The 17,337-nt window shown below is 45.3% G+C and carries 24 protein-coding genes; 14 read left to right on the top strand and 10 right to left on the bottom strand.

Annotation, left to right across the window (positions count from 1 at the left end; all coding sequences use genetic code 11):
• Positions 1 to 42 precede the first annotated feature (42 nt).
• On the top strand, positions 43 to 1,695 hold the full coding sequence (locus AC6R0L_RS06675) for a POTRA domain-containing protein (RefSeq protein WP_500628667.1): 1,653 nt from the start codon (positions 43 to 45) through the stop codon (positions 1,693 to 1,695).
• Between the two features lie 26 nt (positions 1,696 to 1,721).
• Here AC6R0L_RS06675 and AC6R0L_RS06670 read toward each other — a convergent pair whose 3' ends face one another.
• Positions 1,722 to 3,065: a sigma-54 dependent transcriptional regulator gene (locus AC6R0L_RS06670; protein WP_500628666.1), complete on the bottom strand. Its 1,344-nt coding sequence runs from the start codon at positions 3,063 to 3,065 to the stop codon at positions 1,722 to 1,724.
• A gap of 351 nt (positions 3,066 to 3,416) precedes the next feature.
• On the opposite strand from AC6R0L_RS06670, the gene AC6R0L_RS06665 reads away from it, so the two are divergent.
• Genes AC6R0L_RS06665 through AC6R0L_RS06655 form a run of 3 tightly spaced genes read left to right on the top strand, consistent with a single transcriptional unit; the run spans position 3,417 to position 4,418 of the window.
• Entirely contained in the window at positions 3,417 to 3,962 is a 546-nt protein-coding gene (locus AC6R0L_RS06665) for a BON domain-containing protein (RefSeq protein ID WP_500628665.1), read from the top strand.
• 60 nt (positions 3,963 to 4,022) lie between these two features.
• Positions 4,023 to 4,187 (top strand): DUF1328 family protein, encoded by a 165-nt coding sequence (locus AC6R0L_RS06660; RefSeq protein WP_334552359.1) that lies wholly within the window; start codon positions 4,023 to 4,025, stop codon positions 4,185 to 4,187.
• Between the two features lie 33 nt (positions 4,188 to 4,220).
• Positions 4,221 to 4,418, top strand: coding sequence for a hypothetical protein (locus tag AC6R0L_RS06655; protein ID WP_500628664.1), 198 nt, complete (start codon positions 4,221 to 4,223; stop codon positions 4,416 to 4,418).
• Between the two features lie 131 nt (positions 4,419 to 4,549).
• Here AC6R0L_RS06655 and AC6R0L_RS06650 read toward each other — a convergent pair whose 3' ends face one another.
• Positions 4,550 to 4,957, bottom strand: coding sequence for a hypothetical protein (locus AC6R0L_RS06650; RefSeq protein WP_500628663.1), 408 nt, complete (start codon positions 4,955 to 4,957; stop codon positions 4,550 to 4,552).
• Between the two features lie 312 nt (positions 4,958 to 5,269).
• Here AC6R0L_RS06650 and AC6R0L_RS06645 point away from each other — a divergent pair, with 312 nt between their 5' ends.
• The 5 genes from AC6R0L_RS06645 (at position 5,270) to AC6R0L_RS06625 (ending at position 9,546) form a co-directional block, all read left to right on the top strand.
• The gene (locus AC6R0L_RS06645; protein ID WP_487903790.1) at positions 5,270 to 5,533 is read left to right on the top strand and encodes a hypothetical protein; all 264 of its coding nucleotides are present in this window, start codon (positions 5,270 to 5,272) and stop codon (positions 5,531 to 5,533) included.
• A 93-nt stretch (positions 5,534 to 5,626) separates the two neighbouring features.
• On the top strand, positions 5,627 to 6,136 hold the full coding sequence (locus tag AC6R0L_RS06640; RefSeq protein WP_500628662.1) for a hypothetical protein: 510 nt from the start codon (positions 5,627 to 5,629) through the stop codon (positions 6,134 to 6,136).
• A gap of 215 nt (positions 6,137 to 6,351) precedes the next feature.
• Entirely contained in the window at positions 6,352 to 7,395 is a 1,044-nt protein-coding gene (locus tag AC6R0L_RS06635) for an AI-2E family transporter (RefSeq protein ID WP_500628661.1), read from the top strand.
• The gene (locus AC6R0L_RS06630; RefSeq protein ID WP_500628660.1) at positions 7,388 to 7,645 is read left to right on the top strand and encodes a YrhK family protein; all 258 of its coding nucleotides are present in this window, start codon (positions 7,388 to 7,390) and stop codon (positions 7,643 to 7,645) included. The genes AC6R0L_RS06635 and AC6R0L_RS06630 overlap by 8 nt, the downstream gene beginning before the upstream one ends.
• 233 nt (positions 7,646 to 7,878) lie before the next feature.
• Positions 7,879 to 9,546: an EAL domain-containing protein gene (locus tag AC6R0L_RS06625; RefSeq protein WP_500628659.1), complete on the top strand. Its 1,668-nt coding sequence runs from the start codon at positions 7,879 to 7,881 to the stop codon at positions 9,544 to 9,546.
• An 86-nt stretch (positions 9,547 to 9,632) separates the two neighbouring features.
• On the opposite strand, the gene AC6R0L_RS06620 is transcribed toward AC6R0L_RS06625, so the two are convergent.
• The 3 genes from AC6R0L_RS06620 to AC6R0L_RS06610 form a co-directional block, all read right to left on the bottom strand.
• The gene (locus tag AC6R0L_RS06620) at positions 9,633 to 10,535 is read right to left on the bottom strand and encodes a homocysteine S-methyltransferase family protein (RefSeq protein WP_500628658.1); all 903 of its coding nucleotides are present in this window, start codon (positions 10,533 to 10,535) and stop codon (positions 9,633 to 9,635) included.
• A 112-nt stretch (positions 10,536 to 10,647) separates the two neighbouring features.
• Entirely contained in the window at positions 10,648 to 11,043 is a 396-nt protein-coding gene (locus AC6R0L_RS06615) for a hypothetical protein (protein WP_500628657.1), read from the bottom strand.
• 173 nt (positions 11,044 to 11,216) lie between these two features.
• Entirely contained in the window at positions 11,217 to 11,759 is a 543-nt protein-coding gene (locus tag AC6R0L_RS06610) for a carboxymuconolactone decarboxylase family protein (RefSeq protein WP_500628656.1), read from the bottom strand.
• A gap of 110 nt (positions 11,760 to 11,869) precedes the next feature.
• Between AC6R0L_RS06610 and AC6R0L_RS06605 the strand changes: the two genes are divergently transcribed.
• The 4 genes from AC6R0L_RS06605 (at position 11,870) to AC6R0L_RS06590 (ending at position 13,845) form a co-directional block, all read left to right on the top strand.
• Positions 11,870 to 12,463 (top strand): TetR/AcrR family transcriptional regulator, encoded by a 594-nt coding sequence (locus tag AC6R0L_RS06605; protein ID WP_500628655.1) that lies wholly within the window; start codon positions 11,870 to 11,872, stop codon positions 12,461 to 12,463.
• Between the two features lie 38 nt (positions 12,464 to 12,501).
• Positions 12,502 to 13,167: an SDR family NAD(P)-dependent oxidoreductase gene (locus tag AC6R0L_RS06600; protein WP_487903780.1), complete on the top strand. Its 666-nt coding sequence runs from the start codon at positions 12,502 to 12,504 to the stop codon at positions 13,165 to 13,167.
• A gap of 69 nt (positions 13,168 to 13,236) precedes the next feature.
• Positions 13,237 to 13,458, top strand: a complete 222-nt coding sequence (locus tag AC6R0L_RS06595; protein ID WP_334552347.1) for a VF530 family protein — start codon at positions 13,237 to 13,239, stop codon at positions 13,456 to 13,458.
• A 162-nt stretch (positions 13,459 to 13,620) separates the two neighbouring features.
• A complete protein-coding gene (locus AC6R0L_RS06590) occupies positions 13,621 to 13,845 on the top strand; it encodes a hypothetical protein (RefSeq protein ID WP_500628654.1) in 225 nt (74 codons plus the stop codon).
• 163 nt (positions 13,846 to 14,008) lie between these two features.
• On the opposite strand, the gene AC6R0L_RS06585 is transcribed toward AC6R0L_RS06590, so the two are convergent.
• Together AC6R0L_RS06585 and AC6R0L_RS06580 are read right to left on the bottom strand one after the other, a co-directional pair.
• Positions 14,009 to 14,326 carry a CcdB family protein gene (locus AC6R0L_RS06585; protein ID WP_500628653.1) on the bottom strand — a complete coding sequence of 106 codons (318 nt, stop codon included), beginning with the start codon at positions 14,324 to 14,326 and terminating at the stop codon, positions 14,009 to 14,011.
• Positions 14,326 to 14,571 carry a type II toxin-antitoxin system CcdA family antitoxin gene (locus tag AC6R0L_RS06580; RefSeq protein WP_500628652.1) on the bottom strand — a complete coding sequence of 82 codons (246 nt, stop codon included), beginning with the start codon at positions 14,569 to 14,571 and terminating at the stop codon, positions 14,326 to 14,328. Before AC6R0L_RS06580 ends, AC6R0L_RS06585 begins: the two co-directional genes overlap by 1 nt.
• A 163-nt stretch (positions 14,572 to 14,734) precedes the next feature.
• Between AC6R0L_RS06580 and AC6R0L_RS06575 the strand changes: the two genes are divergently transcribed.
• Positions 14,735 to 15,169 (top strand): GNAT family N-acetyltransferase, encoded by a 435-nt coding sequence (locus AC6R0L_RS06575; RefSeq protein ID WP_500628651.1) that lies wholly within the window; start codon positions 14,735 to 14,737, stop codon positions 15,167 to 15,169.
• Between the two features lie 27 nt (positions 15,170 to 15,196).
• Here the strand turns inward: AC6R0L_RS06575 and AC6R0L_RS06570 are convergent, their stop codons facing one another.
• The 3 genes from AC6R0L_RS06570 to AC6R0L_RS06560 form a co-directional block, all read right to left on the bottom strand.
• Positions 15,197 to 15,643 carry a hypothetical protein gene (locus tag AC6R0L_RS06570; RefSeq protein ID WP_500628650.1) on the bottom strand — a complete coding sequence of 149 codons (447 nt, stop codon included), beginning with the start codon at positions 15,641 to 15,643 and terminating at the stop codon, positions 15,197 to 15,199.
• Positions 15,644 to 15,858: 215 nt separating this feature from the next.
• Positions 15,859 to 16,137, bottom strand: coding sequence for a 50S ribosomal protein L25 (rplY, locus tag AC6R0L_RS06565; RefSeq protein ID WP_334552334.1), 279 nt, complete (start codon positions 16,135 to 16,137; stop codon positions 15,859 to 15,861).
• 187 nt (positions 16,138 to 16,324) lie between these two features.
• Positions 16,325 to 17,337: ATP-binding protein (locus AC6R0L_RS06560; protein WP_500628649.1), on the bottom strand; the 1,013-nt coding region annotated here is incomplete at its 5' end.

Raw genomic sequence — 17,337 nt, 5'->3', positions numbered from 1 at the left:
TGGAGTGAATAAAAGCTCCACTCAATTTTAGAGGATCGCTATATGGCAAACCTTAGGTGGCTATTGAGTCTCATATATCTTTTTTCTGCTATTGGTTTGCCTTATACGGGTTTCGCCAGTGAGCCTCCTCTTATAGTCCTCCCAGAAAAAAATTTATCCCCGACGACCAACTCAAATTCTTTACCTACTTTGTCTAGCGATGCGGTTCCAGAAAGCACTGATCTGATCACTTCCATTCACTTTCGGGGAGGAACATCGTTTAATCTAGATATGATGGCGGAATATGTTACTCCGTTGATTGGGCAGGTCTATGACTCTGAAATGGTATTGGCAGCGGTCAATAAGATATCTGAGCGTCTGCAGCGAGCGGGATATCCTCTGTCTTTTTCCACCGTGGGTTCAAATGGCTTTACGAATGGACAATTGACTATAACTGTTATTGAAGGCTATGTGGTTCGAACGGAAATACTGGTTGAGGACCCAGTGGTTGTTGAACGGATAGAAAAAATCGTATCTCCAGTGCTGAATCAGCGACCTGGACGAAGCTCCGAGATAGAGCGAGCGATTGCGTTGATTCATCGTATCCCAGGGTATCAATTTGAGATCAGCTTACCCAGACCCAAAACGATATCTGGAGCAACTTCTCTTCAAATAAAAGCGGTAGATAAGCGTAATTTTGAACCCTTTGCGCAATACTCGATGCAACAAAAAGGTGAAAGAAATGCAGCTATCGGTATAACGCTTACTCCTAATCGTTGGTTCATGGATGATATCCGTTTGGTTGGGTTACTACCTATGTCCGACGAAGATAAACGATTTTATTCGGCTTCATTTGCTCACACACTCGGGAATAAAGGATTCAATAGCCGGTTGGATTTAACGTATTATTCAGACCAAGAGGCATCGAAACTCCCACTCAATGAATTCGATATTGAAGTGCAAAACTCGTTAAAACGTCAATCTATCATGTACAGCATGGCTTATCCCTTATTGTTGTCTTCCAGTAGGCAAATGAACATTGTGTTTTCATTGTTATTTGAAGAAGAGCAAGGTGAGTACGATTTCTCTCTTAACAATCAACATCTGGGTAAGTTCTCGGAAGATATTAAATACTGGTTTGCGTCAGCCAAACTGGAATCAACTCAGAACTGGGACTCATTGACTCTTGGTTATCAATTAGGGGTACATAAGAGCATCGATTCGCTCTTTTCATATCGAAGTAACATGTTTGCAGAGGCGCCCTACGAGGAGAATATGAACTACGTTGATCTATTCGCCAGCGTACTCTATCGACTGACACCGACTCTTAGTCTAGAGGCAAGAGCGGAAGGCATTTACTCGGAAAGGCAACTGGTTCCTTCTCAAAGGGCCAGCTATGGTGGCTTGAACTATGGCAGGGCTTATGAAGAGGGGATAATAGAAGGGGATAAGGGCTTTGGAGCAGAAGTAAAAGCGACGCACAGTCAGTCTTTCGGTCTAGTGTCGATTGGACCATTTATTTTATGGGATTATGCTGAAGTGACAAACGACCACCTTCATTCACCAGTATCTCGGATTTCGTCAGCGGCTGTGGGGTTGGGTCTCAGTTACAAAACACATTTCTATGTCTCGTTCGATTATGCCAACCCTTTGCAGGATCTCGATGGGCTTGCTAAGCAAGGCGTATGGAACTTTAGGGTGAGCTGGAAATTTTAAAATCCGTGTGATTGTTTTAATTAGATCTATTCATCTTGATATTTTTCAAGCTTGTTGTAGAGCGTTTTGACACTGATACCGAGTTTGTTTGCCGACTCAGTTTTATTGCCCTCAGTTTCTTCAAGCGTATTCAAGATAGCGGCTTTCTCTAGCGTTTCCAGTGCAACGCCTGCGGGGACGAGGTTTTCGATGGGGGACCCTGTTTCTAGTGGAGGCGCATCAAACACTAGGTGCTCTTCACCAATGACGTCATCGGCCAGTATGAAAGCGCGCTCTATGGTATGTTTTAGCTCTCTCACATTACCAGGCCACTGGCTAGCGGCGATTTTATCAAGCGCACTGTCAAGAATGGTTTTTACTTGGTTTTCATTTGCATTGCGGTGAGCAATGAAATGCTTCGCTAGGCCGACAATATCATTCCCACGTTCTCTAAGTGGTGGGACGTAAATGGGGAAATGAGAAAGCCTAAAATAGAGATCTTCGCGAAAGAGTTGCTGCTCGATGGCTTCTTTAGGATCACGGTTTGTGGCGGCAATGACACGCACATTCGCGATGTGAACTTTGCTGTCTCCAACGGGACGATACTCTCCTGTTTCAAGGACGCGCAATAACTTAACCTGATGCTCAATCGGCATTTCAGTCACTTCATCAAGAAACAAGGTACCGCCCTGTGCTTGCTTAAATACACCATCATGCGGTTTATTTGCGCCAGTAAACGCCCCTTTTACATGCCCAAATAACTCACTGTCGACGAGCTCTGGGCTAATTGCTCCGCAGTTAATGGCAACGTACGGTTGCTGCTTCCTCTTGCTCGCAAGGTGAATTGTTTGAGCGACCAGCTCCTTACCAGAGCCGCTTTCGCCAACGATAAGGACATTCGCTTCGGTTCGAGCGACGCGACGCAGTGTCCTGTACAGGTCGTGCATTTGCGAAGAGGAGCCGAGCAACAGACCAAACTGGTCTAAGTCGCTGGTGGTAATGGCTTCGCCCTTGGTTTGACTTTGCTGATAGAACTGGCTGATCTCACTCAAAGTTTCATTTAAGACAGACACATTAACCGGCTTTCTATAATGGAAAACGGCGCCTAGATGAGGGAGGGCATCGATGTTGTCATGCGGATCGCCTGAGCTAATCAAAATGATCTCCATCGAGTCGAACAGATCTCGAGTACGAAGACGTTGGTAGTCGTCATGGTTAAGCTGCGTGACTTCAATCAATGCGACATCGGGCTGTTTATTTTCGAGTAGTGTAATCCAATCGTCTGTGTGAGAGCAGAGGGTGACATTAAAATTCGACAGCTCAGAGCTGGAATGAATCATGTCGCTTAATTGAGGATCAGACAACTGGATAAGAAGGTGGGGTAGCGACATAAACGTTGTCCTTTTTACTTTGATAGAGTCAATGTACGCGCATTATTGTATAGGTACAAGGAATGCGAATGTCATCATTCATTCAAATACACGAAAATAACCGAACCAGAAACAATATGAGTTGAGTTCAACGACTTGTGCAGTAAACGATCGCTGGTGAAAGTGAACACTAAAATATTACATGTGCGGTATGTAAATAATTCAAAACCTTTCGATTTATGAAAGATGGTATTGCTAGGAAAATAATCTAAATCGTTAACATTCAGATGGTTACGTTTTTGGCGTGAGGTTTGCAACGTGACAGTGGCAAAAGTGAACACTCATTAGCAACGTCAATTATGGAGAGTAACAATGAATAAATTAGCCACAGCGATCGCTTTAACGACATTGATTTCCGTTCCAACAGCCGTATATGCGGAAAATAATTGGCAAGAAGAGGCAAAAGATGCTTGGTTGGATGGGAAGGCAGAAACAACACTACTTCTAAATAGCAACCTCAATTCGTTTGATATCAACACGGATGTTAATGAAGGTGTGGTGACGCTCACAGGTTCTGTTAACAACGATTTGGAAAAGGCCCTCGCACAGGAGCTTGTTTCTGGTCTAGATGGTGTCAAATCGGTAGAAAATAAGCTCACGGTTTCTGAGACGCCTGCCGACGCTACTTCAGAGACACTCGAAGCGATGACAGACACAAAAATCACCGCAATTGTCAAAACCCGCTTACTGTTGGATACCAACGTCAGTGGCAGTGCTATAGAAGTTACCACGCAAGAGCAAGCAGTGACGCTCGCCGGACAAGTGAGTTCTGACGCCGAACACGATCTGGCTATCTTGATTGCCAGCAACACCAATGATGTGACACGCGTTATCGACAAGCTAGAAATTGTTCAGTAGAAACGTCATCGCATTCAAATCCCGTACGTTAATGCAATACGTTCCAATAAGGAGTTTGTGATGATTCGTTGGATATTTATTTTCCTGCTGTTGGCGTTGGTTTCCGCACTCTTAGGGTTTACAGGCATTGCAGGTGCTGCAGCCACTATCGCACAACTTATCTTCTATTTGTTTGTTTTGTCTCTGATTGTTTCTTTGGTGATGTACTTTACAAGTAGACGTTAATAAAAATTGATAACTGACATAGGAAGGCGAAATATGAAAAACAATCACTCTATTATGAAATGGGTAATCCCACTGGGATTAATGTTTACCTTAGCGGCTTGCAGTGAAGAAGGCCCGATGGAAAAAGCCGGTGAAAAAATGGATGAGGCCGTACAAGATACTCAAAATGCCATTGAAGACAGCTGTGAGAATATTAAAGAAGAGCTGAAGGCTGAAGATGAAGATTGTTAATCTTTTTCTTAATTTTTAGTAAGCAAAAAGGGAGGGTTAACCTCCCTTTTTTAGTCTAGAATAAATTTATTTCCTAGAGGGAACGCCCTTACCGAACTTTATCATCTTCATCACATGAGAGATGAACTTAATTAGAGTTGGATCTGCTTTTCTATTTCATCATTTTCCATCTGCATCGCCGCGACCCAATACGAAATTTGCAGGGTCAATGAACGATCCGTTATCTCTCGCAAATGAGTGCGAAGAGTTGTGATCAATTGGGTGTTCGCATGATACATGTGCTGATAGTCATCAAACGATTGGTCATCTTTTGTGTGAGAACGTTTTGCGTGAGCAAGGCGTGACAATACCTGCTGAGACTTCTGTGTGAAAAGCAGCTTGGCGACTCGATTCATTAGCGCTTGCTCTACAACGACAAAGCGATGAGCACTTCTCGTTAATGTATTGTTGGGCCGTTTTTTAAGCAGCGTTAGACTACGGGCATGATGATCGATAATAGAGGTCAGCATATTCTCTAGCGTATGGGTGGTTAACTTCATTGATACCTCTCATGATTCATCAATATTTTTCTCACATTTCAATTTCTAAAAACCATCTTTTTTATTGTTGCAGGTAATATGCCAGTACGAGCTATTTGTTTAGTGTTGTTCTTTACGTTGATATTTTATTTGTTCTCTATACACCATGAAAAATTTACCGATCTTATGGCTTAACAAAGAAAAAATTACATTAACATTCAACCATGAGAGCATTTAAAGTCATTATTTGATGAGGTGTGGAAATAAATTTATGGGTGGCACGGTTCTCGCTTGTTCTACTTTGAACTCATTACTCATTGTTAGGAGATTTCCATGGCTACAGCAAAACAAACAACAGCGAAAGAAACAGCAGAGAAATCGAAAGAGCAGTTGGAAGAGGCGTACGAACTCGCAGAAAAAGCGGCGTTCGAAGCCGTTAATGCGATTAAGCAAGAAGCGCAACAAAAGTGGGGTGAAAGCAGTCACCAAGCAGAGCAGGTCGCTCATTCAGCGGGCGATGTCATTAAGCAGAGGCCACTGTTGAGTATCGGCTGTGCGTTTTTAGCTGGTTGGGCAGTATCTAAATTGATCAAATAGCACTGAGACAAATACGGAACGATTGATACGCGCAACAGGCACGTTGCGCGTTTGAATCCACCTGTTTAAACAGCATAACCAGTGAGTAACCGAATGACAAAAGACGAACAACACAATGACAGTGCAGGTATCGACTCAGAGGTGGAGAAAGCGCAGTTGAGCGAGCCTCATCGATCACAGCCTCAGGAGATCTGGGACGACTTGGCTGGCATCGCAGCAGAATCAGAACGCTTGAGCGTCCTCATTCGCTCTTGGCTGCTGTCGAGCGCGAAGCTATTTCGGCTAGAAAGTCAATTGAGTGCAAGAGCGTTGGGATCGGCGCTGCTATGCTCGATCCTATTTGTGCTGTTGTTGGTGCTTTTTATTTTTAGTCTTTCGGTTTCACTCGGCATCATTATTTATTGGTGGACATCCCAACTCCCGCTTGCGGTTTTGACTGCGCTATGTTCACTTGGTTTGAGCCTTATCTTGCTGATATGGCGACAAAATCAGTTACTGAGGCTTGTGGGCTATACACACACTAAACAGCAAATTAAGGAGGGGTGGGATGCGCTCACTCAAGCAGTTGAAAAAGGAAACCGAGCTCACTCGAATGGAGAGTAAAGTGGCACTCAATCAGTGTTTACTGCATTACCGATTATGTCGGCACTTAACGGCTCGTTTCATTGATAGGCACCCTTGTTTTGCCTTTGGTGGAATGGCGCTTTACGGTGCAGCTGTGGCACATCAAGCCATTCTGAGTCCGTCACTTTCGAGGTCCTTCAGTCGACTCGTTGTCCGGTCTGTGTTACCACGCCTCGTGGGGAGTAGATAGTTCGATGAAAAGTCGTATCACCATTTCCATGAGTCTCGTCCTATCGGTACTGCTTGTCGTTGTCACGGTAGTGCCGGCTCTTTACTTTGCGAAAGCGTTTTTGATGCCGCTGGTTGTCAGTAGTTTTATTGCACTAATGTGTAGTCCTTTCATCAACTACGTTGAATCCAAGGGCATGCCTCGAACCTTAGTCGTTGTTCTCGTGCTGTCTTGCTTAGTGGGCGTGTCGTTGGTAGGTTTTTCGGCTATGTCAGAGCCCGTCAAGCAGTGGTGGTCACAACTGCCTGATATCGTAAAAAGTGTCACTCAGGAAGTGAGCGAAGTGGCCAAGACCACAGAACAGCAAACCGGAGAGTCGCTATCGATAGCCGGTGATATGGATGACATGGGTGACAGTACGCTCTTTTCGTTGCTGAAAAGCTTAGCAACGGCAACGCCCGCCATCGTTATTAACGCGATGATGGTGCTGTTTATGGTGTATTTTATGCTTAATCACGGACGTGGTTTATACAGGCAAATGGTACATTGTCTGGATAGCTTTTCGCAGCAAAAACAAGTCGTGGGGTTAGTTAAAGCGTTGCAAAGCGATCTCTCGCGTTATGTCAGTATCATCACTTTGGTCAACGTAGGGTTAGGTGTCGCGGTGGGCTTAGTGTTCTGGATATTAGGGATGACAGACCCGTTTCTTTGGGGCGCATTGGCAGGCATGCTGAATTTTGCCCCTTATGTCGGACCGCTCATTTCAGCCTTAAGTTTTACGCTCGTAGGCTACTTGCAGTTTGATTCCTTGAGCTTAATGTTGGCGGCGACCTCGCTTTATTTAGTGTTGAACTTAGTTGAGAGCCAATTCGTCACGCCGACGCTGCTCGGCCGACGATTCAATTTGAATCCACTGGTTATCTTCGTATGGTTATCCTTTTGGGGATGGCTCTGGGGTGGCATCGGATTTTTGGTTGCAGTCCCTTTGCTCGTCAGTGTCAACTTGTTGATAGAACGCGTCGAATTAGTCGACTGGCCTACACTGAGCCGCGGAGGTGGGCATGAATGAATATGTGGATGAGATCGATTTGGGTCTGGGAAAGCGTCACCTTGTTGTTCAAAGGCGTTATGACGCCCTCGGGGCAGTCAACGATTTACTCATAGCGATTTGGTTTTTGGTCGGTAGTATTTTTTTCTTAAACGATGCACTTATGTTGGGTGGCACTTGGTTATTTATTGTCGGTAGTGCCCAGTTGCTTATTAAACCGGCTATCAAGCTAACTAACCTTGTGCATGTCAGTCACATCCAGCGCGAATGATGTCTACAAACATTGCTCCGTTCACAGTCATCTTTTTATCCATGAAGTCCGTATATATGAAAAATTGTCGTCGATTCGTTAATCGGTCACATTTCTCATTTATTTATGGTAAGTGTTTGACGATATTGGGCAACCTAACGTATTGACAACTATAATAAGTCTGTTGTGGTCAAGGATGGCACGCAGAGAAAAATGACGTCGAGAGACTGGTTGAACCGTTGATGGAGTACGGAATGAAAGAAAAAGAGATCGAATTGCTGCTAAGCAAAATGAGCCATATTTTCGATATGAGTCGAGATGGTTCATGGTTTATGGGTAGGGATAGAGTGATTCGACACTACAACCAGCACTTTTATAGTCAGTTTGACCTGCCTTCCGATGAGATTACTCTGGAACAGTGGTTGTCATTGGTTCATCCTATCGACAAAGCACTGTTGAGTGAACGTGTGGACGAGCATGAGCAAGGCGACTCTCGCGAAATGGTCACCGAGTATCGTGTGAAAACAAAGAGCAACGGGTACATTTGGCTTGAGGCAACGGGCGTCATTGTTGCCGATGAGGGAGGCAGTTATATGGTCGGCTCTCACCGTGATATCAGTGAACAAAAGTTGCTAAGAGAGTATTTCTATCGTGTCGCCTATCACGATGGGGACACAGGGTTGTACAACAGACTCAAATGGATCGAGGATATCGAACATAATGAGGATGGTGCTGTGCTTATCACTGTGTCTGTGGATAATTTCAAAGATTACGATCGACTTTGGGGTGGCAGCTTCGCGAAAGAAGTCGTTGCGCGGTTAGTCAAATGGGTAAATGAACAACAAAGTGACTACGAAATCTATCGAGTTTCCGAAACCCAATTTGTATTAAGAACGCTATCTGGATTATCTGTTGAGGCATTGACTCTGGCGTTGAAATCATTGCTTGAAGCGTTCAATGACGAGATCTATGTCGATGAGCATCTGCTGACCGATGATGTTGCAGTCGGCGGTTTGTATGAATGCGATTTGGATCGCGATAGCCCATTAAGTCTTCTTTATCAGATTACCGATTATGCGTCTGATAATGGCGGGATCACCGTCTATCAAGGGGATGTGAAAAATGCTATTGACCGCTGGTTTGTTATCAAAGATTCGATTCGATCGGCGATAGAAAATGAAGACATCACCATCGCTGTGCAACCGATTTTTGACAGTGTAACGAATCAAGTCATCAGTTATGAGGCACTCGCTAGGTGGACACATCAGGACTTAGGTTATGTGTCGCCGGTTGAATTTATTCCACTCGCCGAGCAGCGTGGTCTCATTTCTGCATTGGGAAAGCTAGTCTTTAGTAAAGCGTGTGAGTTTTTGCGTCGTTGCCCCATTGATAGTGATAACCGACCTAAGGTCAATATTAATGTGTCGGTGATTCAATTGAGAGATCCAGACTTCGTGACCGATATCGTGTCGATTGCAAATCAATACAAGGTGCCGACTTCGAGGATCGTATTGGAGTTGACGGAGTCTCACATTCTCGATAGTAGTACGGTGTGTCATGACCAAATCTCAAAAGCAAAACAGGCGGGATTTGAGATATCTCTGGATGATTTTGGCGCAGGTTACAGCTCAATCATAAGCTTATTTCGACAACCACTGAATCAAATTAAACTCGATAAAAGCTTAGTTGAAGATTGTCAGCACGATGCGTCCTGCCGAAACTTGGTGACTTATCTGGTTCAGCTATGCAAAGACAAAGGAATGAGCCTTGTCTCTGAGGGGATTGAAAGTGCGGATATGCAAGCTTTTATGCAAGAGCTAGGCGCTTCTCATCTGCAAGGTTTTGGGTTGGGTAGGCCTAAACCGATCGAGGCGTACCTACACGAAGAGCCGATTGAAGAATTGGATCAGAGTGTCGAGTGATAGGACACCTCAGTGCAGAGGCTAAAGCTAGGCTATCTCACATCGTTATCACATTTGTTTGTCGACAGGTGGGCGTTGTAACCCACCTAGCGACGCCTCAGAGTATGCTGCCACTCTGAGAGGTGATCAATGTGCTCAGGTCCAATCCCACAACAGCCACCAATGACGCTCGCGCCACGTTTCGCCCACACTTTGGCGAGCTCTAAGTACTCTTGCGGTGAAAAGTGTCGCATTTCTTGGAGTGTACCGTTGGCTTGGTGCCCCGATAGAATAGGAGAAAAGCTATTGGCATAAACCCCTAGCGTCATCGTAGCATTGAGGGCGTTGATGACCGAAGTCGTGTCGATAAGTGCTTGTTCGATCACTTCGGGAATCGAACAGTTAAAAAACAGACCATCTGCTTGGCGGCTTAGCATTAAAGTCACCGCCTCTTTTACCGACTCACCCGAACGAAGTTTTGCTTCCTCAGTGACTTCATCGATAAGCGTAAAAGCAAAGTGGACGGGCTTGTCGCTGATACTCATTGCCTTTGCTATCACGCGCGCTTCTTCCAAACTTGAAATCGTCTCGACCAGCCAGAGATCAACATAAGGCGCTTGAGCGTGATACAACGCGTGAGTCAAAGCGCCGGCTCTCTCGGCGTCGAACAATTCAGGCCGATATGAGCCAAAGAAAGGCGGAATAGCACCTGCGACAAGAACGTCGCGTTTGCTTTCGTCAGCGGCTTGTCGAGCGAGCTTTGCTGCTAACTTGGCCAGCTCGGTCCCTCGTTCTGAAAACAAGGTTTCACCCAGGTGAAATGGTACGCACGCGTAGCTATTTACTGTGATGATTTCAGCGCCTGCATCGATGAAGCTTTCGTGGGCTTGTTTCACGTAATGAGGCGCCTCAATTAGGGCTTGAGCACTCCAAAGTGGTTGAGAAAAAGGAGCGCCAATTCGCTTGAGCTCTCTTCCCATTCCTCCGTCAAGAATCGTCAATGTTGTCATTTTTAGCCATCTATACTTCTAAATTTCCTAAGTCCCAATGTAGATCACTTTTTCTTTAGAGTAAAACCCAGCCTTATTCAATTTCATCATGAGCTATGTACAGAAGATGCGCTCAAGTTATTTGGTCGAAGTCACAGATTAACGTTGGCGTATGGCGTCTAAACATTTTGTTGAATAGTGATTTGTGCTGCCACCCAAGATTTAATAGCCGTTTTGCTAGGCTCTGGTTTTGTATGGTGGCCACCTCAACACCTCGATATTGGTAGGGGTGGCTTTGAATGTAGCGAATAAACCGCTTTAACACACCTTGACCACGAACATAGGGGGCAAAATTTACCGAAACAATGGAGAGTCTCTGGCTGCCGAGCGGGCAGTGAACCAAGCAATGTCCGTGTTCATGATTTATGGTGGCGGAAAACTCGGGAAATGGACTCGTTTGATGAAGTTCTGAGAGCGAGTCGTACTCTTGGCAAAGGTGTTGAAGTAAGTGCTGGGCGTGAGGATCCATAATTAGCCTCCAAGCTGGGTGCTTTGGGTTGCGATGCTTCAGCCGCTATTTTAAAGGTTAATGTAGGAAGAAAAACGGAAAAGAATGGCGAGGTGAATTGCCGCATTTTTTACATCAGCAGAAATGTGCGCTGGTTTTGTGATTCAGAACCAGCGCTACTAATGGAATACGGGTTATTTGACGAACTTTTTAAAAGGCGCGTCGATCGGTGTATCAGCGAGGTGATTGGTGTAGTTACTCATTACTTTTTGTGCTAGTCCAAGTACGATTTCCAACAGCTGCTGCTGACTATAACCAGCCGCAAAGAATTGTTCGATCTGCGTATCGTCAATCACGCCACGCTGACGCACCATCTGCAGTGTTGTTTCGCGAAGCGTCTCTAGTTTTTGGTTCGCCAGTGGGGTTTGGTTTACCAACGCATCGACAATCTCTTGGTCCACTTTCATTGACGCTGCAATCGCGCTATGAGCTGGTACACAGTAGTGACATCCATGTTCGACGTTGATGGTTTGCCAAACGACCGTCAATTCTTCTGCGTTGAATGAGGTGCGTTGAAACAGGCCATGCAAAACTTGATACCCCTCCAGCAGAGCTGGGGATTCAGCCATCACAGCATGAAGGTTAGGTAGCATCCCAAATGCTTTCACTGAGTTTTCGATTAGAGGTTTGGACGCTTGTGGCGCGTTTTCTGCTGTGTAAAGTTTAAATTCTGCCATGTGTTATCTCCTGCTAGTGATGTTGGGTAAGTTTGACCAAGTCAGCATAGTTGATTTTGAGCGGTTGCTCAATATAAAATTGAGCGCATGTTCAAAAATGGTGGTTAATCATGGCGAATACAAAAAAATTCAAACGTGAGGAAGTCGTGAAGGTCGCATCCGATCTATTCTGGAAGAAAGGCTTTCACGCGACGTCTACCCGAGATTTACAAGAGAATGTGAACCTTCGCCCTGGTAGCATTTATGCGACATTCGGTTCTAAAGAAGGCTTGTATTGTGAAGCATTAAAGATGTACGTCGCGAATCTTCAGGCCCAGTTTGAGGATCACTTAGCGCAACATTCTACGGTTTTGTCCGCGCTAGAAGCGTTTGTTTTAGATGTAGTGATCACGCAGCGCCATACAAATCCCAGTGCCATTTGTATGTTAGTTAAATCGGCCAGTGAGTTTGATGAAGGATTTGATACGCTTCGCTCGCAAACGCAGGGCTTAGCGAATCAATTTGAAGCTTTTCTTGTCACATTGTTCGAACAAGCGATTGCCAACGGTGAGGTAGAAGAGCAAGACCCACTGCACCTTGCACAATGGTTCCAGATCCAGTTTACAGGTCTTAGAGCTTACTCACGTCGCAGTGACGACGAAACGCTAAAGGGATTGATCGCAACCATGATGAACGGTTTTCGGTGTGAATGGCCACACAAATAGTTGATTACACGTTTTTCTAAGATTAAACAGGAGTTTTTATGATAGTGATAACAGGAGCGAGCAGCGGTTTAGGTGCGTCATTGGCAAAGCGCTATGCGTTGCAGGGAGAGCGCGTTCTCATTACTGGCCGGAGCAAGCAAAAACTCGAAAGCGTATTGGATGGCATACCGACCACATCAGCCTGTTATGCTTGCGACCTCACTGATCATTTTGAGACAGAGTCGCTGTTTTCAAATATAAAGACGCCACCTCATACCATTATTCATTGTGCTGGTTCTGGTTACTTTGGAGCGATTGATGATCAAGAGCCCAATAAAATCCGCACACTGATTGATAACAATCTGCACTCGGCGATCAATGTGCTACGAGAGGCCGTGCGTCGGTATCAAGATAAACCGGTGACAATTGTAATGGTGATGTCTACTGCAGCTCTTCAACCGAAAGCCGGTGAATCCACCTATTGTGCGGCAAAGTGGGCAGTGAAAGGTTTGATTGAATCGGTCAGGCTGGAGTTAAAAAGCAAGCCGATGAAGGTGGTCGCTGTCTATCCTGGCGGAATGGATACTGAGTTTTGGCCGACAAGTGGGAAATCGCTAGATACTCATTCGTTCATGCATCCGGACGAGGTAGCAGAGATGATACATAGTGCCTTGCAACAGGTAGGCAATGGATATGTATCAGATATCACGGTTAATCGGATCTAGAGTTAGGAACACCGGCTCACATTAATCTGCTAAACTCTTCGTCCTTTACCTGACTAGGAATCGCTGACAATGAGCCAAGAGCAACCCAATAACCCGTTACATGGTTTAACCCTTGAGAAAATACTTGTACGTTTACAAGAGCACTATGGCTGGGAGGGGTTGGATGCAGAGATTCCAATTAACTGTTTCTATAACAATCCTTCCATCAAATCGTCGCTGAAGTTCTTACGCCGAACTCAATGGGCAAGAGACAAGGTTGAAGCGCTCTATATTGAAACCTTCTGCCAATGAACAAATAAGCTCGCAAAGCTATAGGTTACGCCAACGTTATGCTTGAGAGAGATTGACGCAAGATACGGTTTGAGTGGCCGATGCAGTACTTGAGATACATCAAGTCGACTTTCCAAAATTTGCAGTATCTTGATATGTCACTGGTTGATTATGGAGTAAGCGATGAAAATGTTCAGAATCGAGACCTACACGAACGAAGTGAAAGAAAGTACGGTGAGTGTTCCATTGGCGTTAGCAACGATTGCTATAAAACCGTTCTTAAGCCGCATCATGACCACACAGAAAGACGTGATCTTAGCCGCGTTAGAAGACAAAACTTTTTCAGGTGTGATTTTGGAGCTGGATGATCATGCATCGGGTGAACGAGTGATCTTTTCTGTCAGTTGAGCAAGACGTAGTCTGCTTATGGAATTTGACCATTGGCTTCAAGAAGCAGTCATCGATGTTTCATCTCTTAAAATGTGCTGCATTGTAGTGGCTTTTTAATTCGACCAGAGTGATGTGGTTGTTGAGGGGTGAGATAATTTCGCAGCTAACGGTCAAATTAGCGTTATATACCAGTAATCAGAAAGTCGATAGCAGCGATAATTTCGTTTCTAAATGTGCTTAGATCGTTGACTGGGGTCGTGAGGATTTGAGTTGGTACACTGGCCATTTGTTGAGTAAGAATCACAAAGTCACCTTCATCAATATGGATCGTAGGGCACAGATGCCTAGGGGCTTTGTTCTCTAGCCGTTCGATAGGAGTTAAGGGAATGACCAAGCGACTATTTAGTGAATCGAGCAACTCGCTTTGAACATCAACAAAATACGGGTAAGTGCTTGCGGTGCTCTTATCGTTGTTTTTATAAAGTGTAAATTGTGACATTAGAATACTCGGTATGAATCAGAAAATAGTCCGTGTTTTGCAGTTAAGTCGTTACACGCTTCAATTGCTTCGGCGTTTTGTTCTAACCATTCGGCTTTCAATTGTTGCTTTACTTCTTTTTCCAAAGCCTTTTCCATTGTTGCTGATAGGTTGATGTTTAGGCGCTTAGCTTCGGCAAGTAACTCACTGTTTAAACTAAGGTTTGTCGCCTTTTTAGGTGCATGTGTGCTATATATATTTTTCATGAAGTGTTTTCCATGCGTATTAATGATGCGCATTTAGTATAGGTAAAAGCTAGGCATACGACAAATTGTCCAAGAGGGATTCATCCCGCGTGGCATTTTTACTATGCGGTTTTCAGTTTCACATTTGGTTAGGCCATATGTTTATTGTTGGAGATACATAGCAATGGAAGTCACTATTGGGAATGATGCCGAGTTGATGAAGCGAGCTCAATCTATCCGCTATCAGGTGTTCACACTTGAGCAACAGATCCCAAAAGAATTAGACCTTGATGGACTAGATGAAGAGTCAATTCACGCGTTAGTTGTGGAACAAGGTAAACCCATCGCCACTGCTCGGCTAACAGTGAAACAGGGCAGTACGTGTACTTTGGCTAGGGTAGCGGTCACAAAAGCATATCGAGGGGCTGGAGTTGCCTCAAAAGTTATCCAGGCTTTGATGGGTTATGCGCAGAGTAATGGTGTTGAGTCTATTGTGATCCACGCTCATAGTTATCTTCGAAATTACTATGAAAGGTTTGGCTTTGAGTTCATCAAAGAAGTGGAGATTGTGGGTGAACATCAGTTAATTGAAATGCGACATCAAATAGTAAACAGGTAGTTGCTCAAAGGAAATCCGATGAAACTCTTACTGGATACCTCTTATTTCTCTACCATCTTGCAGGACTTCTTCAATCTCCGCTCCATCAAGCATTTTTCCTAGTGGCGACTGAGGAGTGATGACAACAACGCGGTCGTTATCGAGTTTGTAGCCACCACATGCAGGTAAAAACCAACACGTCATGTCATCTGAGAGCGTCACTATCGCGCCGAGTTTGATCTCATCTTCTTCGTCAAAATCAACAAGCGGCAGGGACTTAAGGCGATTAATGGTTATATCAAATTCAGCCACACGCTGCGATTGGCCATGTGCTAAGTACGCGGCCTCTAGTCCAACGGTATCGTACTGTGTTTCTGCAACACTTTGTTCATGCGTAGCAAGATCATGGGCGATATCCGCCGCATCTAATGCATTTTGGCGTTGAGTGAAAAGGATCTCTAGGAGCTCGGTGCGCAGTTGTTCTTTGTTCAGCATGGTGTACAAGTGTTTGGGTAGACGCGTTGATAATACTGGATTAGCGATCAGAGTGCGATAGGGGATATCGAAACGATTTTATTTGTTCCAAAAACGGTGAAACCCCGATGTTGGTAGCATCGGGGTTTCGAATTTTTAGAAGTCTCGGTTGGTAAGGCCGATATTCTTTATGCAAAAGGCTGGATTACAATCCGGCTATTCCTTGGTAGGAGGAATTAGATGCGGATGAAGTCCATGTGCTCAACTTTTGGCTTGAAAGCGTGACGTTGAACGTCTTGTGGCTTAACTTTCACTTCAGCGCCGTCGATCACTAGAACGATACCTTCGTAGAACTCAGGCTTGTCCATTTGGTTAACGATGTCATCGTGGTTAAGAACGATCGATACTGGTGCAGCTTCGCCACCGTAAACGATAGCAGGGAATTTACCAGCGTGACGTAGGCGGCGGCTCGCACCTTTACCTAGTTCAGTACGTACTACTGCTTCAAATTTCATAGTAATTACTCTCAAATATGAAAAAATTAACTTCACATCTCGCAATGCGACCTTGCAGATGTGGTGTGCGCTTTAGAGAAATTGGTCGTAACTCTTAAAACGAGCGCGGATACTACCATCCATACCGTTTTCTCGCAATAGATATTCGCCGTGCGCGCGACAATTTCGCCTATTTTGTTTCAACGGCTTAGCGCTTTTGCTTCTTGGTTGCACTCGCACGTTGCATGGTGAGGATGGCTTTCAATCCACCTTGAGCACCCGCTTCTAAGCTCAGTGCGCCGCGATAGCTGTGCGCCATCTCTTGTACAATGTTCAAACCTAGCCCCGAGCCAGGGGTGTGCTCGTCTAAGCGCACGCCGCGTTTTAGCACTTGCTGAATGTGCTCTTTGGCAATTCCGGGGCCATCATCTTCAATCACGATGGAGAGTTGATGTCCGTCGTCGGCTTCGCGTTTTGCTTCATCAGTGATGACATCCACACTGTAGATTCTGATCATACTGCTGGCCCATTTATAGGCGTTCTCCAAAAGATTACCCAGCATCTCGTCGAGGTCGGTTTGTTCCACGGCAAGCTCAATATCGGAATCCAGTTCATTGATGACGGTTAAGCCCCGGCTGGCGTATATTTTGTCAAACGCGAGTGTGATGGCATCGACGCGCTCGGCGGGATTGGATTTTACCGCGAGAATGTTTTTGGCGCCGGCCATGCGCGCGCGTCCGAGGTGATAATCAATTTGGTGCTGAATTTGATCGATGGCTGGGGTCAGCTTCGCTTGTTCTACCTCCCCCAATTGACGGATTTCATTCTTGAGCACAGACAGCGGCGTTTTTAAGGCATGCGAGAGGTTCCCAGCGTGATGACGGGCGCGTTCGAGAAGCTCTTGATAGTGAAACAGCAGCGCGTTGAGGTCACTGATCACCGGAGCTACATCTTTGGGGTAGGCTTCATCAAGGCGATTTTTTTCGCCACGGCGCAGCTCGGCCAACTCTTTCTTCATCTTGCCCAGTGGGCTTAATGACCACTCTACTTGCAGCATAACGACAGTCAGAAGCCCAAGATAGAGTAAGCCGAGAATCAGCCACAGCTGACCCATCAACTCGGTGACGGTCGCTTCGATGGGCTGTTCACCCATGCCAATCGTCACTTGAATAGGGCCGTTGTAATCGGGGAAATAGAGGGTCGAATCCATGGTGATGAGTT

It is taken from the genome of Vibrio sp. R15-SG3-ISO1A (assembly GCF_059833955.1).
The sequence above is the reverse complement of the archived record's forward strand: the minus strand, read 5'-3'. Positions and strand labels throughout refer to the sequence as shown.

Bases quoted from the DNA above. Each gene is read 5' to 3' on its own strand.
- AC6R0L_RS06660 (WP_334552359.1), top strand. From the start codon at position 4,023: ATGATTCGTTGGATATTTATTTTCCTGCTGTTGGCGTTGGTTTCCGCA.
- rplY (WP_334552334.1), bottom strand. From the start codon at position 16,137: ATGAAATTTGAAGCAGTAGTACGTACTGAACTAGGTAAAGGTGCGAGC.
- AC6R0L_RS06630 (WP_500628660.1), top strand. From the start codon at position 7,388: ATGAATGAATATGTGGATGAGATCGATTTGGGTCTGGGAAAGCGTCAC.
- AC6R0L_RS06635 (WP_500628661.1), top strand. From the start codon at position 6,352: ATGAAAAGTCGTATCACCATTTCCATGAGTCTCGTCCTATCGGTACTG.
- AC6R0L_RS06650 (WP_500628663.1), bottom strand. From the start codon at position 4,957: ATGAAGTTAACCACCCATACGCTAGAGAATATGCTGACCTCTATTATC.
- AC6R0L_RS06675 (WP_500628667.1), top strand. From the start codon at position 43: ATGGCAAACCTTAGGTGGCTATTGAGTCTCATATATCTTTTTTCTGCT.
- AC6R0L_RS06620 (WP_500628658.1), bottom strand. From the start codon at position 10,535: ATGACAACATTGACGATTCTTGACGGAGGAATGGGAAGAGAGCTCAAG.
- AC6R0L_RS06570 (WP_500628650.1), bottom strand. From the start codon at position 15,643: ATGCTGAACAAAGAACAACTGCGCACCGAGCTCCTAGAGATCCTTTTC.
- AC6R0L_RS06670 (WP_500628666.1), bottom strand. From the start codon at position 3,065: ATGTCGCTACCCCACCTTCTTATCCAGTTGTCTGATCCTCAATTAAGC.
- AC6R0L_RS06600 (WP_487903780.1), top strand. From the start codon at position 12,502: ATGATAGTGATAACAGGAGCGAGCAGCGGTTTAGGTGCGTCATTGGCA.
- AC6R0L_RS06615 (WP_500628657.1), bottom strand. From the start codon at position 11,043: ATGGATCCTCACGCCCAGCACTTACTTCAACACCTTTGCCAAGAGTAC.
- AC6R0L_RS06605 (WP_500628655.1), top strand. From the start codon at position 11,870: ATGGCGAATACAAAAAAATTCAAACGTGAGGAAGTCGTGAAGGTCGCA.
- AC6R0L_RS06655 (WP_500628664.1), top strand. From the start codon at position 4,221: ATGAAAAACAATCACTCTATTATGAAATGGGTAATCCCACTGGGATTA.
- AC6R0L_RS06625 (WP_500628659.1), top strand. From the start codon at position 7,879: ATGAAAGAAAAAGAGATCGAATTGCTGCTAAGCAAAATGAGCCATATT.
- AC6R0L_RS06575 (WP_500628651.1), top strand. From the start codon at position 14,735: ATGGAAGTCACTATTGGGAATGATGCCGAGTTGATGAAGCGAGCTCAA.
- AC6R0L_RS06595 (WP_334552347.1), top strand. From the start codon at position 13,237: ATGAGCCAAGAGCAACCCAATAACCCGTTACATGGTTTAACCCTTGAG.
- AC6R0L_RS06645 (WP_487903790.1), top strand. From the start codon at position 5,270: ATGGCTACAGCAAAACAAACAACAGCGAAAGAAACAGCAGAGAAATCG.
- AC6R0L_RS06640 (WP_500628662.1), top strand. From the start codon at position 5,627: ATGACAAAAGACGAACAACACAATGACAGTGCAGGTATCGACTCAGAG.
- AC6R0L_RS06580 (WP_500628652.1), bottom strand. From the start codon at position 14,571: ATGAAAAATATATATAGCACACATGCACCTAAAAAGGCGACAAACCTT.
- AC6R0L_RS06610 (WP_500628656.1), bottom strand. From the start codon at position 11,759: ATGGCAGAATTTAAACTTTACACAGCAGAAAACGCGCCACAAGCGTCC.
- AC6R0L_RS06585 (WP_500628653.1), bottom strand. From the start codon at position 14,326: ATGTCACAATTTACACTTTATAAAAACAACGATAAGAGCACCGCAAGC.
- AC6R0L_RS06665 (WP_500628665.1), top strand. From the start codon at position 3,417: ATGAATAAATTAGCCACAGCGATCGCTTTAACGACATTGATTTCCGTT.
- AC6R0L_RS06590 (WP_500628654.1), top strand. From the start codon at position 13,621: ATGAAAATGTTCAGAATCGAGACCTACACGAACGAAGTGAAAGAAAGT.